This window comes from Nocardia sp. CDC160, from assembly GCF_035818795.1.
Classification (GTDB): Bacteria; Actinomycetota; Actinomycetes; order Mycobacteriales; family Mycobacteriaceae; genus Nocardia.
Window position 1 is genome coordinate 769,516 of record NZ_JAYKYT010000003.1, and the last position, 15,813, is coordinate 785,328.

General features: G+C 66.9%; 14 protein-coding genes. 7 read left to right on the top strand and 7 right to left on the bottom strand.

The window, feature by feature from the left end:
- Window positions 1-38: 38 nt before the first annotated feature.
- The gene (locus VMT40_RS18220) at window positions 39-785 is read left to right on the top strand and encodes a type 1 glutamine amidotransferase domain-containing protein (RefSeq protein WP_326359503.1); all 747 of its coding nucleotides are present in this window, start codon (window positions 39-41) and stop codon (window positions 783-785) included.
- A gap of 106 nt (window positions 786-891) precedes the next feature.
- On the opposite strand, the gene VMT40_RS18225 is transcribed toward VMT40_RS18220, so the two are convergent.
- Together VMT40_RS18225 and secA are read right to left on the bottom strand one after the other, a co-directional pair.
- A complete protein-coding gene (locus VMT40_RS18225) occupies window positions 892-1,131 on the bottom strand; it encodes a hypothetical protein (protein WP_326306626.1) in 240 nt (79 codons plus the stop codon).
- Between the two features lie 164 nt (window positions 1,132-1,295).
- Window positions 1,296-4,130, bottom strand: coding sequence for a preprotein translocase subunit SecA (gene secA / locus VMT40_RS18230; RefSeq protein ID WP_326359504.1), 2,835 nt, complete (start codon window positions 4,128-4,130; stop codon window positions 1,296-1,298).
- 460 nt (window positions 4,131-4,590) lie between these two features.
- Between secA and VMT40_RS18235 the strand changes: the two genes are divergently transcribed.
- The 6 genes from VMT40_RS18235 (at window position 4,591) to bluB (ending at window position 11,565) form a co-directional block, all read left to right on the top strand.
- A complete protein-coding gene (locus VMT40_RS18235; protein ID WP_326359506.1) occupies window positions 4,591-6,012 on the top strand; it encodes a WS/DGAT/MGAT family O-acyltransferase in 1,422 nt (473 codons plus the stop codon).
- Window positions 5,996-6,583: a DUF6912 family protein gene (locus tag VMT40_RS18240; protein WP_442790001.1), complete on the top strand. Its 588-nt coding sequence runs from the start codon at window positions 5,996-5,998 to the stop codon at window positions 6,581-6,583. Before VMT40_RS18235 ends, VMT40_RS18240 begins: the two co-directional genes overlap by 17 nt.
- 150 nt (window positions 6,584-6,733) lie before the next feature.
- On the top strand, window positions 6,734-7,894 hold the full coding sequence (locus VMT40_RS18245) for a ferredoxin reductase (protein ID WP_326359507.1): 1,161 nt from the start codon (window positions 6,734-6,736) through the stop codon (window positions 7,892-7,894).
- A 133-nt stretch (window positions 7,895-8,027) separates the two neighbouring features.
- A complete protein-coding gene (locus VMT40_RS18250; RefSeq protein ID WP_326359509.1) occupies window positions 8,028-9,482 on the top strand; it encodes a fatty acid desaturase family protein in 1,455 nt (484 codons plus the stop codon).
- Window positions 9,483-9,577: 95 nt separating this feature from the next.
- Entirely contained in the window at window positions 9,578-10,828 is a 1,251-nt protein-coding gene (locus VMT40_RS18255) for a fatty acid desaturase family protein (RefSeq protein ID WP_326359510.1), read from the top strand.
- Between the two features lie 68 nt (window positions 10,829-10,896).
- Window positions 10,897-11,565, top strand: coding sequence for a 5,6-dimethylbenzimidazole synthase (gene bluB / locus VMT40_RS18260; protein ID WP_442790002.1), 669 nt, complete (start codon window positions 10,897-10,899; stop codon window positions 11,563-11,565).
- 74 nt (window positions 11,566-11,639) lie between these two features.
- Here bluB and VMT40_RS18265 read toward each other — a convergent pair whose 3' ends face one another.
- From VMT40_RS18265 to hpf, 5 genes are all read right to left on the bottom strand, one after another.
- Complete coding sequence (locus VMT40_RS18265; RefSeq protein WP_326359513.1) at window positions 11,640-12,236, bottom strand: hypothetical protein; 597 nt, start codon at window positions 12,234-12,236, stop codon at window positions 11,640-11,642.
- Window positions 12,237-12,438: 202 nt separating this feature from the next.
- Entirely contained in the window at window positions 12,439-12,732 is a 294-nt protein-coding gene (locus VMT40_RS18270) for a hypothetical protein (RefSeq protein WP_326359514.1), read from the bottom strand.
- A gap of 74 nt (window positions 12,733-12,806) precedes the next feature.
- Window positions 12,807-13,253, bottom strand: a complete 447-nt coding sequence (locus tag VMT40_RS18275; protein ID WP_326359515.1) for a hypothetical protein — start codon at window positions 13,251-13,253, stop codon at window positions 12,807-12,809.
- A gap of 212 nt (window positions 13,254-13,465) precedes the next feature.
- Window positions 13,466-14,758, bottom strand: a complete 1,293-nt coding sequence (locus tag VMT40_RS18280; RefSeq protein ID WP_326359517.1) for an acetyl-CoA C-acyltransferase — start codon at window positions 14,756-14,758, stop codon at window positions 13,466-13,468.
- A gap of 201 nt (window positions 14,759-14,959) precedes the next feature.
- Entirely contained in the window at window positions 14,960-15,616 is a 657-nt protein-coding gene (gene hpf, locus VMT40_RS18285; RefSeq protein ID WP_442790024.1) for a ribosome hibernation-promoting factor, HPF/YfiA family, read from the bottom strand.
- Window positions 15,617-15,813 lie beyond the last annotated feature (197 nt).

The window sequence follows — 15,813 nt, forward strand, 5'->3', positions numbered from 1 at the left end:
ACACAACCGCCGCACGCACGAACAGAAAGGTGTGGACGGTGAGCGCAACCGTGGACATCCTGGACCCGAACCAACCCAAGCGGGTCCTCATCGTGGCATCGAATCCCGCGGTGTCGCGACAGACCGGATGGCCGATCGGATTCTGGTGGTCCGAATTGAGTCATCCCTATTGGGAATTCACCGAGCACGGGTACGAGGTGAATATCGCCAGCCCCGAAGGCGGTGCGCTGGAGGCCGACGCCTGGAGCGACCCGCTGGACGAATCCGGCTACAGCGCACACGATCTCATCAGCCTCGGATTCAAATCGTCACCGAAACACCATGCGCTGGTGGAGAATTCACGCAAACTCTCGGAAGAGGACACCGACGCCTACGACGCGGTGTTCCTGGTCGGCGGGCAGGCGCCGATGTACACCTTCTACGACGACCACCGGATCCACGAGCTGGTGGCCGCGCGCATCGCGGCGAACCGGCTCACCGCGGTCCTGTGCCACGCCACCTGCGTCCTGCTGAAGGCCACGCTGCCCGATGGTCGGCTCGCGGTCACCGGGCGCACCTGGACCGGATTCGCCAATAGCGAGGAGGATTACGCCGACGAGTTCGTCGGGCAGCAGATCCAGCCGTTCCGCATCGAGGACGAGGCGCGCAAGCTGGACGGCACGAATTTCATTGTGCAGGGCCGATTCCGGGCGCACGCGGTGCGGGACGGGAACCTGATCACCGGGCAGCAGCAGTACTCCGGCGGGGCCGCCGCCCGCCTGGTGATCGAGGCCCTCGGCGTCTGATGAGCGACCGGATCGACCGAAACACTGGCACATCCGAAATGCTGGAACATCCGAAATACACAGCGCCCCCGGCGAATTCGCCGGGGGCGTTTGTCGCTGAGACCGATCAGCGGAAGAGGGTCAGGTTGAAGGTGCCGTCGGCCTGCGGGTCGCAGCTGTACTGCCAACCCTGGTTGCCGTCGATGGCGACGCCGTCCGGGGTGACCCACGAGCCCTTCGAGCCGTCGGCGACACAGGCGTCGATGGTGGCGTAGTTGCCGCCGTAGTAGGACTCGGCGTGGGCGACGCCGACACCGAACCCGGCGATGCCCAGGGCCATAGCGGTCACAGCGAGAGTCTTGCGCATGAGGTGTTTCCTTCTTCCTTCTCGGCCGCCCCTCGGCGACCGGACTGGAATCATTCCACCCCACGGTTCATGACTGTTTCATGACCGGCCGAACACGCTGGCGCGACACGGAAAAACGGTGAGCCCCGGGTGAAAACACCCGGGGCTCACCGTGTTCCGTAGACCTAGTGCCGACGCTTGGTGCGGGGGGCGCGGTCTTGCTTCTGCTGGGCGCGGGCGGCCTCGCGGCGCTCGCGGCGGGTGCCGCCCTGGCCGTCCTCGTTGCCGTACTCGTCGTGGTCGCTGCGGATGGCGGCGTGGCCGCCCTCGTCGGGACCGGAGTAGGACAGGCCGCGGGGGCCGGACTCGTCGATGCCCTTGGCGCGCAGGGCCGCCGGAGCGCCATTGCCCGCCTGGGCGGCGTCCTCCTGGGTGGGCAGCGGACGGTTGCCGACCGGGGACTGCAGGCCCGCGGCCACGTTCACCCCGACCGGCTGCGGCTGCTGCACCTCGACCTGGAGGTTGAACAGGAAGCCGACCGACTCCTCCTTGAGGCCGTCGAGCATGGCCGCGAACATGTCGAAGCCCTCGCGCTGGTACTCGACCAGCGGATCGCGCTGCGCCATGGCGCGCAGACCGATGCCCTCCTTGAGGTAGTCCATCTCGTAGAGGTGCTCGCGCCACTTGCGGTCCAGGACGCTCAGCAGGATCTGGCGTTCCAGATTGCGCATGCTGCCCTCGCCCGCGAGGCCGTCGATCTCGTTCTCGCGGTTCTCGTAGGCGGCGTGCGCGTCCTCGAGGACGGCCTCCAGGAGTTCCTCGCGGGACAGCTCGCCGATCTCGCCGGTCTCGCTCTCACCGGTGAGGTCCTTGTAGTTGATGCCGATGGGGTACAGCGTCTTCAGCGCGCCCCACAGCTTCTCCAGATCCCAGTCCTCGACGTAGCCCTCGGCGGTGGCGGCGTTGACGTAGGCGGTGATCACGTCGGTGATCATCTCCTGGACCTGGCCCTCCATGTCCTCGCCATTGAGGATGCGGGCGCGCTCGGCGTAGATCACCTTGCGCTGCTGGTTCATGACCTCGTCGTACTTGAGGACGTTCTTGCGGATCTCGAAGTTCTGCTGCTCGACCTGGGTCTGCGCGGACTTGATGGCACGCGAGACCATCTTGGCCTCGATCGGCACATCGTCCGGCAGATTCAGGCGGGTCATGATCGATTCCAGCGCAGCGCCATTGAAGCGCCGCATCAACTCGTCACCCAGCGACAGGTAGAACCGGGACTCGCCCGGGTCGCCCTGACGGCCGGAGCGACCGCGCAGCTGGTTGTCGATGCGCCGCGACTCGTGGCGCTCGGTGCCGAGCACGTAGAGGCCACCCGCCTCGCGCACGGCCTCGGCGTCCGCCTCGACCTGTTCCTTGACCCGCTCCAGGGTCGGGTGCCACTGGGCCTCGTACTCGTCCGGGGTCTCGACCGGGTCCAGGCCCTGACGGCGCAGCAGGATGTCGGCGATGATGTCCGGGTTGCCGCCGAGCACGATGTCGGTACCACGACCGGCCATATTGGTCGCGACGGTGACTGCGCCCGGGCGACCGGCCTCGGCGACGATCTGCGCTTCCTGCTCGTGGAACTTGGCGTTCAGCACGTTGTGCGGAATGCCGCGCTTGGTCAGCAGCTTGGACAGGTACTCCGAGCGCTCGACCGAGGTGGTGCCGACCAGGACCGGCTGACCCTGCTCGTGCTTCTCCTGAATGTCGTCGGCGACCGCGGCGTACTTGGCCTCTTCGGTCTTGTAGATCAGGTCGGACTGATCCTGGCGGATCATCGGCTTGTTGGTCGGGATCGGCACCACGCCCAGGCCGTAGGTCTGGTGCAGCTCGGCCGCCTCGGTCTCGGCGGTACCGGTCATGCCCGAGAGCTTGTCGTAGAGGCGGAAGTAGTTCTGCAGCGTGATGGTGGCCAGCGTCTGGTTCTCCGGCTGGATCTCCACGCCTTCCTTGGCCTCGATGGCCTGGTGCATGCCCTCGTTGTAGCGGCGGCCCACCAGGATTCGACCGGTGAACTCGTCGACGATGATGACCTCGCCGTTGCGGACGATGTAGTCCTTGTCCTTGGTGTAGAGCTCCTTGGCCTTGATGGCGTTGTTCAGGTAGCTCACCAGCGGCGAGTTGGCGGCCTCGTAGAGGTTGTCGATGCCCAGCTGGTCCTCGACGAATTCGACACCGGCCTCGTGCACACCGATGGTGCGCTTCTTGATGTCGACCTCGTAGTGCAGGTCCTTCTTCAGCAGCGGGGCGATGCGCGCGAACTCCGCGTACCACTTCGAGGAGGCGTCGGCCGGGCCCGAGATGATCAGCGGGGTGCGGGCCTCGTCGATGAGGATGGAGTCGACCTCGTCGACGATGGCGAAGTTGTGCCCGCGCTGGACCAGATCGTCCAGCGAGTGGGTCATATTGTCGCGCAGGTAGTCGAAGCCGAACTCGTTGTTCGTGCCGTAGGTGATGTCGGCGGCGTAGGCCTCGCGGCGCTCGGCCGGGGTCATGCCGCCCAGGATCACGCCGACCTCGAGGCCGAGGAAGCGGTGCACGCGACCCATCCACTCGGCGTCGCGCTTGGCCAGATAGTCGTTGACGGTGACGACGTGCACGCCCTCGCCGGAAATGGCGTTGAGGTAGGCGGGCAGCACACAGGTCAGGGTCTTGCCCTCACCGGTCTTCATCTCCGCCACATTGCCGATGTGCAGCGCGCCGCCGCCCATGATCTGCACCTTGTAGTGCTTCTGGTTGAGCACTCGCCAGGACGCTTCCCGCGCGGTCGCGAAGGCCTCCAGCAGCAGTTCGTCGAGGGTCTCGCCGTCCTCGTAGCGCTGCTTGAACTCCGCCGTCTTGGCCTGGAGCTCGGCGTCGGAGAGGGCGGCGAACTCCTCGTCGAGGGCAATGACCTCGTCCGCCAGACTCGCGAGCCGCTTGACCGTGCGACCTTCACCAATCCGTAGCAACCTTGAAAAACTCAGCGCAGGCACGGGTCTTGTAGTCCTCTGGTCGGTGTTGTCGGTAGCCCCCACCATGGCGGGAAGCCTGCGCGCGGGCGCGCAATCACTAGCCATGGTAATCCGGAGCCCATCGTAGGTGCTGAACTGCGCAGGCGATGGCCGGGCCGCTGAGGAGAACCTGTGAAAACCCGGTTGCCGGGCCCGTGATTCGCGCCCTGGCGACCTCCCAGCGAATGCCATTGCGTCCGAGGCTGTTTCGTTACCCCTGACGTACGATGTAGGGGGTCCGGCGCGCGCAGGCCTGCGCCCACGCGTCCGGAGCAGGGGACGCCGACGACGGCGTGGGATCTCGGGCAGTGTCGCCCATCCATTCCCCCAGGTGATCGGATTGCGATAGCTTGCCTCTCGGACGGCGCATGCCGTGGACAGCCGACGCCTCGGCAGGGGGAAAACTGCGGGCGCAGGCAGGGACTAGGGAGTAGCGGGCAGCGTGATCACCAGACTGACGCCGCAGGACGCGTCGTTCTACCGGCTGGAATCCAGCAGCAACCCGATGCACATCGGCTCCCTGGCCATCCTGCGCAATCCGGCGCCGACCGCCAAGTCCGGCCCCGGACCGCTCGATTACGAGCGCCTGGTGTCGTTGGTCGAGGCGCGGCTGCCGCTGGTGCCGCTCTACCGCCGCAAGGTGCGCGAGATCCCGTTCGCGCTGGGCCGCCCGGTGTGGGTGGACGACAGCCATTTCGACATCACCTATCACATTCGGCGCTCGGCACTGCCCGAGCCGGGCACCGACGAGCAGCTGCTGGATCTGGTGGCGCGCTTGGCATCCCGGCCGCTGGACCACACCCGGCCGCTGTGGGAGATGTACCTGGTCGAGGGTCTGTCCGAGGGCCGCTGCGCCATCTTCACCAAGACCCATTCCGCTCTGGTCGACGGCGACAGCGCGCTCGAGATCGGGCATGTGATCCTGGACACCTCCACCGCGCCCCGCGAGGTCGCCGACGACGCCTGGGTCGCGCATCGCGAACCCGCGGACGTCGAATTGCTGGTCGGCGCGGTGCTGCACCTGGCGACCCAGCCGCGCGAGGGCCTGGAGGTGGCGCGCCATCACATGGCGGAGGCATTCGCCATGGTCGACGCCACCGGCAAGGCGGTGCAGAAGCTGGTGTCCATGGTGCGCGCCGCGGCCATCGGCGCGCCCGACAGTCCCCTGAACACGCGAACCTCCCGCAACCGCCGCTTCGCGGTGGTGCGCACCGATCTCGAGGACTACCGCAAGATCCGCAAACGGTTCGACTGCTCCATCAACGACGTGATCCTCGCGGTGGTGACCGGCGCGCTGCGCAACTGGCTGCTCTCACGCGGGCAGGTGCTCACCGAGGCCGATCAACTGCGCGCAGTGGTGCCCATGTCGGTCTACGCCGACGGCCCGCACGGCGAGCTGAAACCCGCGGGCGAGGTCACCTCGCTGCTGCTGGATCTGCCGGTGGGCGAACCGAATCCGGTCATCCGCATGTCGCACATCAAGCACGCCACCGAGGCCCACTCCCGGCATCAACGCGGGGTGCGCGCCCGGACGCTGGTGCACATGGCCGGATTCGCCCCGGCGAGCCTGCATGCCATGAGCGTGCGCTCGGCGAGTACTTTTGCAGAGCACACGTTCAATCTGGTGATCACCAACGCGCCGGGTCCGCAGCAGGCCATGTACATAGGCGGCGCGCGGATGCTGGAGATGTACCCGGTGTCGCCGCTGCTGCGCTTTCAGGCTCTGAGCATCGGGCTCACGTCCTACGACGGACGGGTGTTCTACGGACTCACCGCCGATCGCGACGCCATGGCGGACATCGCGGTGCTGACCGCTTCGGTGCACGAGTCGATGGAGGAGATGCTCGGTGCCTGCGTCCAGTGAGTCGTCCCGCGTATCGAAGAAGCTACGGGTCTACATCCCGGCCACCGTGCCGATGCTGCGAGAGCTCGTCGCGGACCGCGAGATTCGCGCGATCAACGACACCGCCTTCGCGGTGACCCCCGCGCTGCGCGAGGCCTACGCCTCCGGGGACGACGACGAACTGGCCGAGGTCGCCATGGCGGAGGCCGCCCGCGCGTCGCTGCGGCTGCTCGCCGAGGAATCGGCGGCCGCGGATCTGGGCGGCGAGGACGCTGGCGACGAGACCGACGCCGCCCCCAAAGGACCGATCTTCCGCCGCGCGGTCATCGCCGCCGACGTGGACGGCGCGACCCTGCGCCCGGATCTGGACGACGCCGTGGTCCGGCTCTCCGCGGCCGTCCCCTACGAGCGCATCGCCTCGATCCACGTGGATCTGGCCGAGGCCGAATCCGAGGTCGCCAAGGCCGTCGAGGTCATCGACGCCGCCGATATGGGCGACGCCGACGCCGAATTCGTGCTCGGCGACGCCGAGGACCACCAGCTCGCCTGGTACGCCGCCCAGGAACTCCCGTTCCTGCTGGAGCTCCTCTGAGCCCGGCACCCACAGGAAATCTCGGTTCGTGCCCCCGTTTCGAAGAACGGGGGCACGAGAGCCCTGAGAGGTAGTTCCGGCACCGTAACCTACGATGCCGTAACCTTGCTGAGACCGGTGCGGTACGACGATAGGAACGGTTTCCAGATCATGGCTTCGAAGAGTGGTTTCTCCGTGCGAGCGCTGCGCGAGTGGCTGGAGGCTCCGGTGGCCGAGGGCGGCACCGCGGGGCGGACTCCCCTCGACACCCTTCGCGGCGCGGCCGCGCGCATCACCACTCCCCTGCTGCCCGACGACTACGCGCACCTGATCAACCCGCTCTGGTCGGCCCGCGAACTGCGCGGCCGCATTGTCGAGGTCCGCAAGGAGACCGCCGATTCGGCCACCCTCGTCATCAAGCCGGGCTGGGGTTTCGACTTCAAATTCCAGCCGGGCCAGTACATCGGCATCGGCGTCCTGGTCGACGGCCGCTGGCACTGGCGCTCGTATTCGCTGACCTGCCCGCCGGATTGGAGCGGCGACGGCACCCACAAGGGCAAGCGGCTCATCTCCATCGCGGTGAAGGCCATGCCGGAGGGCTTCCTGTCCAGCCACCTCGTCTCCGGCGTCCCGGCCGGGACCATCGTGCGCCTGGCCGCGCCGCAGGGCGGTTTCGTGCTCCCGGATCCGGCCCCGAGCAAGGTGCTGTTCCTGACCGCGGGCTCGGGCATCACCCCCGTCATGGCCATGCTGCGCACCATGGATCGCCGCAACGCGGTCCCGGACGTGGTCCACGTGCACTCCGCGCGCACCCCCGACGATGTCATGTTCGGTGACGAACTGCGCGAATTGCACGACCACCACCCGTCTTTCACCGCGCACCTGCACCTGACCGGCGAGCAGGGCAAGTTCGCCCTGACCGATCTGGACGAGGTGGTGCCGGACTGGCGCGAGCGCGAGGTCTGGGCCTGCGGCCCGCTCGGCATGCTCGACGAGATCGAGAAGTATTGGGCCGCCGCCGGTCTCGCCGACCAGCTGCACGTGGAGCGCTTCGAGATCGAACGCAATGCCACCGGCGAGGGCGGCACCGTCACCTTCGCCAAGGCCGGGCGCACCGCCGAGGTGGACGGCGCGACCACGCTGCTGCAGGCCGGTGAGGGCGCGGGCGTGCGAATGCCGTTCGGCTGCCGCATGGGCATCTGCCAGACCTGTGTGGTGACTCTCACCGACGGCCACACCCGGGATCTGCGCAATGGCAAGGAACACCGCGCGGGCGACAAAATCCAGACCTGCATCTCGGTCGCCGCGGGCGACTGCAGCATCGACGCGTGACGCGCACACCGTGCGAGACGGGCGCGGCTGACAGCGGCTACCCTCGATAGCAATCGAACCTGAACGCGGTCCCGCTCGGGACCGCCCCGCCGCCCAGCGGCGCGCGGCAGTTCAACCACGGAAGGACCTGCCGGTGGCCATCACCGACATCAAGGCGTTCGCCCATTTGACGGCCGCCGACATCGAATCCCTCGGGCATGAGCTCGACACGATTCGCCGGGATGTGGAGTCGTCGCTGGGCGAGAAGGATGCGCGCTACATCCGTCGCAGCATTGCGGCGCAACGCATTCTGGAGGCGGCGGGCCGCGCCACGCTGTTCGCGTCCAAGAAGCGCTGGGCCTGGCTCACCGGCACCGCGCTGCTCTCGGTCGCCAAGATCATCGAGAACATGGAGCTCGGGCACAACATCAGCCACGGGCAGTGGGACTGGATGAACGACCCGGAGATCCACTCCACCACGTGGGAGTGGGACATGACGGGCACCTCCGCGCAGTGGAAGGCCGCCCACAACTACTCGCACCACATGTACACCAACATCCTCGACATGGATGACGACCTCGGTTTCGGCATCCTGCGCATGACGCGCGACGAGGAGTGGAAGCCGATCAATCTGGCGCAGCCGGTGGCGAATCTGTTCCTGGCCGCGCTGTTCGAATGGGGCATCGCCCTGCACGATCTGGCGGCCACCAAGGAGCAGATGGGTATTCCGCCGGTGGGGCTCTTCCCGCCGCGGAATATTTTCAACGAGCCGAACAAGGCGTTCTGGCGCAAGGCCGGAAAGCAGATCGCGAAGGATTTCGTGATCTATCCGGCGCTCACCGGCCCGGCCTGGAAGTCCACGCTCAAGGCGAACGCCACCGCGAACCTGATCCGCAATCTGTGGGCGTACGCGGTGATTTTCTGCGGGCATTTCCCGGACGGCGCGGAGAAGTTCACCGTCGACCAGTTCGAGAACGAGACGCACGGCGAGTGGTATCTGCGGCAGATGCTGGGCAGCGCGAATTTCGACGCGGGCCCGGTCATGGGCTTCATGAGCGGCAATCTCAGCTACCAGATCGAACACCACCTGTTCCCGGACCTGCCGAGCAACCGGTACCCGGAGCTCTCGGTCAAGGTGCGCGAACTGTGCGACAAGTACGACCTGCCCTACACCACCGGCCCGCTGAGCAAGCAATACCTGTTGGCGTTCCGCACGATTCACAAGCTGGCGCTGCCGGACCAGTGGCTCAAGCGCACCTCCGACAACGCACCGGAGACCTCGTCGGAGCGCAAGTTCGCGGGCATCTCGCTGCCGTCGCTGCCGCAGTGGAACGGCAGCGAGTGGCTGGCCGAGCACAGCGCGAGCGAGTGGCTGGCCGAGCATCAGCCGACGTGGGGCCTGGACCCGGAGACGGGTGAGCGCCGGGGTCTGCGCTCGGCCATGCAGGAGGCCAAGGTGGCGCTGAAGGCGAAGGCGCGCCACGAGCAGGAAGTGCTGCGCGAGGCCAAGGCCACGCTGCAGGAAAAGGCCAGGCAGGAAAGGGAATTGCTGAAGGCGAAAGCGCAACGCGAGGGCCGTATCTCGCGTATCCTGCGTCGGAATCGCTAGCAGATCCCGGTCTCGAAAACAATGCGTTCTTAGACACGCCAGAGTTTCGATCCTCACCAACCTACGGAGCCGTAACTTACGGTACTGTAACCACCATGGCGATCTCGGATGTCAAGGAATACGCGCACCTCACCCCGGAGGATGTCGAAGCGATCGGGGCGGAGCTCGACGCCATCCGCCGCGAGGTCGAATCATCCCTGGGCGAGAAGGATGCCCGTTACATCCGCAATGTGATCCGTCTCCAGCGCGGCCTCGAGATCAGCGGCCGCGCAGTGCTTTTCGCGAGTCTGTTCCCGCCCGCGTGGCTGGCGGGAGTGGCCCTGCTGGGTACCGCCAAGATCATCGAGAACATGGAGATCGGCCACAATGTGATGCACGGGCAGTGGGATTGGATGAACGACCCGGAAATCCATTCCACCAAATGGGAATGGGACAACGCGGGCCCGGCCGAACACTGGAAGATCACCCATAACTTCCTGCATCACAAGTACACCAATGTGCTGGGCATGGACGACGACATCGGCTACGGCCTGCTGCGCGTCACCCGCGATCAGCGCTGGTCGCCGTTCTACCTCGGCCAGCCGCTGTACAACCTGCTGCTGCAGATGTTCTTCGAATACGGTGTCGCCATTCAGCATTTGGAGCTGGGCAAGGTCGCGAAGAAGAAGTGGGCCCCGGATTCCCCCGAGCGCAAGCAGTTCGAGGCGGACCGCAGGACCGTGCTCAAGAAGATCGGCAGGCAGGCCGCCAAGGACTACCTGATCTTCCCGCTGCTCACCGGCCCGGCCTTCCTGGGCACGCTGACCGCGAACCTGGCCGCCAATATCGTCCGCAATGTGTGGACCAACGCGGTCATCTTCTGCGGTCACTTCCCCGATGGCGCGGAGAAGTTCACCAAGTTCGACTGCGACAACGAGACCCAGGCCGAGTGGTACCTGCGGCAGATGCTGGGTTCGGCCAATATTTCCGGCGGCCCGCTCATGCACTTCATGACCGGCAATCTCTCGCACCAGATCGAGCACCACCTGTACCCGGACATTCCGTCGAACCGCCTGGCCGACATCGCGGTTCGGGTGCGGGCGCTGTGCGAGAAGTACGACCTGCCCTACACCACCGGCTCGCTGCCGGTGCAGTACGCCAAGTCGTGGCGCACCATCATGAAGCTGTCGCTGCCCAACAAGTACCTGCGCCGCGGCACCGACGACGCGCCGGAGACCAAGTCGGAGAAGGCCTTCGGCGGTGAGGCCACCATCGATCCGATGACCGGACGCCGCCGCGGCCTGCGCACCGCGCTGCGCGAGGGCCGCCGCAAGCTGTCGCGCCGCGAACCGGCCATGGCGCGCTGAATTACGCGTCGAAAAGCACCGACGCCCCCGCTGAAATTTCAGCGGGGGCGTTTGGTTGTATGGACGCCGTGTGTTCCGCAGGTCCCGAAAGCCCCACCGAATGTCTCAGCGTCTACGACGCCATCAAATTGCGCCGTGATGTCCGCGCCGAATTCTCCGGCGAGGTGGTGGACGACGCCACGCTGCTGCGCATTCTCGAGGCCGCGCACCGGGCGCCCAGCGTCGGCAATTCCATGCCGTGGGACTTCGTGGTGCTGCGGGATCCGGCGACGCTGACCAAATTCGCCGACCATGTGGCCGAAAAGCGTCAGCAGTTCCATGATTCGCTGCCCGCCGACCGCGCCGAGACCTTCAATCCGATCAAGATCGAGGGCATTGTCGAGAGCGGCACCGGCATTGTGGTGACCCACAATCAGGCCCGCGGCGGCACCCACGTCCTGGGCCGCGCCACGGTCCCGGAGACCGGCATCTACTCGACCATCCTGGCCATTCAGAACCTGTGGCTGGCGGCCACCGCCGAGGGTGTGGGCGTCGGCTGGGTCAGCTTCTACGACGAGCCGTTCCTGACCGACCTGCTCGACCTCCCCACCGACGTCAAGCCGGTCGCCTGGCTCTGCGTCGGCCCGGTCCACGAATTCCAGCGGGTCCCCGACCTCGAACGCTTCGGCTGGCGCACCCGCCGCCCCCTCGAATCCGCCATCCACTGGGAGCAATTCACCCCCCGTTCGGACGACTAGACCCACGAAAGAAGCCCCGATCCGCAGTCGCGGATCGGGGCTTCTTCGTCAGAGAGGTTCGACGATCCCGCGACTCAGTGCTGCGGCGCGGTGGCGTAACCGACGCCCGCGCCAATGGCGGCACCGACACCGGCACCGACCAGTGCGCCACCGGCGGCACCGACGGCAACTGGAATGGCCTCACCGGCAGCGAAACCGAGCGCGCCGCCCGCTACCGTCCCGACGCTGAGTCCACCGGCCTCACCGAGCGCCGCGCCAGCGACCGCACCCGGGGCCGCGCCGACACCGGCACCCGCCGCGGCACCGGCACCTGCTCCGGCACCACCGACAATCACCGGCCCGACGGTCCCTCCGATCACAGTGCCGACAGTCGCGCCGAGCGCCCCACCGGCGATGCCCAGGGGCAGGCCGACCACGCCACCGGCGACACCGCCCGCGACGCCACCGGCGACCGCGCCGACACCGGCGCCGATGGCGGCGTCCTGGCCCATGCGGTTCAGGGTGTCGACCGGGATTCCGGTGGTGGGGTCACGCTGCACGTCGGAGACCGGGGCGGGGGACGGATCGGTGGAAACGGTGGCGGCGGAGGCGGTTCCGGCTCCGGCCAGCAGGACGGCGGTGGCGACGGGAGCGGCGACCACGGTGGAGAGAACGATCTTTCGAACGAACATCGGAAACACCAGCTTTCGGAGCGAGTTCTGTGCGATTCGCTTCCAAAGCTAATAACTGTCGGTCGACAGGCAAAAATGAGCAGACTCAGTAAATGGCGTGACGCAGGTCATGAAATCGGCCTCGACAAGCGGAGGACAGGCCGGTCACGGTCATGCGAGCGCGCGAATCTGCTCTGTCCGTCACATGTGACCGAGAGAGCACTCAGTCGGCCAGCCGCCGGGTCACTTCCGCGGACAGTTCCGCTCCGGTCGCCTCGCGCAATGCCTCCTGGATCGAGGCGCGTCGCAGGTCGGTGCGGGTGAGCAGGCCCGCCGCGATCAAGCCTTCGATCGGGCTCGCGCCGTAGGTGCGGCTGAAGGCGATGACGGTTTCCGCGACGGGTGAATCCCCACCGAGGTGGCGGGAGACGCGCATCTGGTTGGTGCCCATGCGGGCGGCGATGGCGCGATCGCTGTCGCCGTGCGAGACCGCCTGCTTCCATTCCCGGAATGCCACAGGGAAATTGTGTACCGAAAGCCGGTGTGCGGGACCAAGGGACGCGGCGCGTCAGCACCAAAGGACGCCGCGCGTCAGCGCAGCGGGTCGGTGGCGCGGTGGCCGATGACCGACACGTTCTCGAGCGCCACCACCGGATCCCCGGAATCGTGCTTGCCGGTAATGGTGATGGTGCCGGTGAAAACGTCGCCCTGGGTAATGGTTCCGCTGGCCGGGCCGGTGAGTTCCACCCGCGACCCGTCGATGGTGTAGTACTCGGACGGCCCGCCGCTCACGAAGGCCAGGGTCCACACGGCCGCATTGGAATACACCAGCCCGTACACGGGAATCCGCTCCCCGGCGTGCTGTTCGGCATTGCGCAGGCGCAGATCCAGATCGCGGTCGGCCGCCTGCCCGCTGTCGGACCCGGTCGACGGGAGTGGCAGCGCACCGGCTCCACCCGCCATCGCGACGCCGCCCGCGCCGCCGAGTCCCGCCGCGATCACGATCGTCGCGGCACTGATCATCGTCCTGGTGAACACTGATCCGCCTCCGCTCTCTCGTTCTCCCAGGTATACCCAATCGACACCGTGTCCCTAACGCGCAATTCCCGGGAGCGGACCGGAAGACCCCGGTTCGCCGCCGCGAACCGGGTCTTCACCTGCGAGGAGACGTGATCACGCCGATCGAGATCGCCACGTCACATTCAGGTAACCGACGTACCGGTACCCACTGTTCGGAGGCGCTTGAGGGCTCAGACGCGCTCGAGGACCGCCGAGGCTCCGATGCCGCCCGCGGCGCAGATGCCGAGCAGGGCCGTGGACTTGCCGGTGAGGGCCAACTCATTGGCCATGGTGGTGACCATGCGCGCGCCGGTCGCGCCGAACGGGTGACCGAGTGAGACCGACCCGCCGTGCACGTTCAGCTTGGCCGGGTCGATTTCCCCGACGGCGGTATCGCGATCGAGGCGGGTCTTGGCCCATTCGTGGCTGGCCAGCGCGGACACGACCGAGAGGGTCTGGGCGGCGAAGGCCTCGTGAATATCCACGAAATCGATGTCGGCCAGCGACATTCCGGCCTTGTCGAGGGCCCGCGGCATGGAGATGGCGGGGCCGATGAGCACCTGATCGCGCGGGTCGACGCTGACGAAACTCCAGGACCGGAACGCGGCCAGCGGTTGCAAGCCCAGGGCCCGGGCCTTCTCCTCGCTCATCAGCAGCACCGCCGACGCCCCGTCGGTGAGCGGGCTGGAGTTGCCCGCGGTGACGGTGCCGTTCGCGGCGAAAACCGGTGCCAGCTTGGACAGTTTGGCGAGGCTGGTGTCGCGGCGGACGAGGCCGTCGCGGGTGACGGCGACGCCGTCGGGGGTGGAGACGCTGAGCACCTCGCGGTCGAAGCGGCCCGATTCGATGGCCGCGGCCGCCCGGTGGTGCGAGGTGGCGGCGAAATTGTCCTGTGCCCCACGGGAAATGCCGTGGATGCGGGCCATCTTCTCGGCCGATTCGCCCATGACCTCGCCGGTGGTGCGCTCGGCGATCTGCGGCCGCCGCGGCATCAGGTCGAAGAATGGGGCCAATTGCGTTGCGGCGGCGAGGTAGTCCTTGGCCTTGGGCTTGCCCAGGGCCAGCGGCGCGGCGGCGTGCACCAGCTTCTGCGGCAGCTTGACCTCGGCATTGCTGGTCGAGTCGCTGCCGCCCGCGATCATGATGTCGTACTCGCCCCGCTCGATGGCCGCGGCCGCCGACACCACCGCCTGCAGCCCGGACGCGCAGGCCCGCGTGACCGTGTAACCCTCACAGCCCGGGTCCATTTCGAGGTCGAGCGCGATTTCGCGCGCGATGTTCGGCGCGGCACTGGGCAGGATCACCCCGCCCCACACGATCGCCTGCACATCCCCCTTCGGCAGCCCCGTCCGCTCCAGCAGCCCGCGCACGGCGGTATCGGCGAGGTCGATGGAGTCCATCCGCGTGAAATCGGTGAATGCCCGCACGAACGGGGTCCGCGCCCCGGCGACGATGACAGCACGGCGAGCGCCCTTGATAGCCATGGCACCAGTTTTAACTGATACACAGCGTCACAGCAAGAGTGTGCTGGACAACAGGCGACCGGGGTCTTGTCCCGAGACCCCGGTCGAAATGGCTGAATGACCGACTCTCGAATGCTTCTTGGGGGTCCGGGGGCTTGGCCCCCGAGTTCTTTGGGGGTTCGGGGGGCGAAGCCCCCTGAGAGCTTCGAGAGTTGTACTTCCCTACGCGAGCCGGATGAGGCCGTAGTCGAAGGCGTGGCGGCGGTAGACGACCGACGGTCGGTCGGTCTCCTTGTCCTGGAACAGGAAGAAATCGTGGCCGACGAGCTCCATCTGGTAGAGGGCGTCATCGACCGTCATGGGGATCGCGGGGTGCTGTTTGGTGCGCACCACATGGCCGGGACCGGCGGATTCGCTATCCGTCTCCGCGGCCGAATGATCATGTTCGGCGGATCCGTTCGGGGTGAACAGGGATTCGTCGATGAGACCGGCGGTCGCTTCCGACACCGAGATCGGCGTCTTGTCCCCATGATGCACGCGACGGCGGTCCTTGAGGCGACGCAATCGACTCTCCAGCTTCTCGACCGCGAGCTCGAGGGCCGCGTAGAAGCTGTCCGCGCAGGCTTCGGCCCGGACGACCGGACCCTTGCCGCGGGCGGTGATCTCTATCCGCTGGCAGTTCTTGCGTTGACGACGATTGCGTTCGTGGGTGAGTTCCACGTCGAAGAGGTAAATGGTGGGGTCGAAGCGCTCCAAGCGAGAGAGCTTGTCCGCCACATGAATTCGGAAATGGTCGGGAACTCCACCCTCACCGAGGGTCCGTCCCTTGACCACGACATCCGCGTTGGTTGCCCTCGGGGGGATGGCTTCGTCTGGGATGAAATCGTCATCCAGCAGCACCGCGGTGTCTGCGTTCTTCGCTGAGAGTCGTGAAGTAGTCGTCACGCGTACCTCCCGGATCTGGCCGCACAAGCCGCTCGTGCGGCGGGATTGAAACGTGTGCCGATCGAATGATTCGCTCGGCACATATGTCCGAGGCGCCACCTCCAAACTTGCGGTTCGGGTGTCTGATCGCC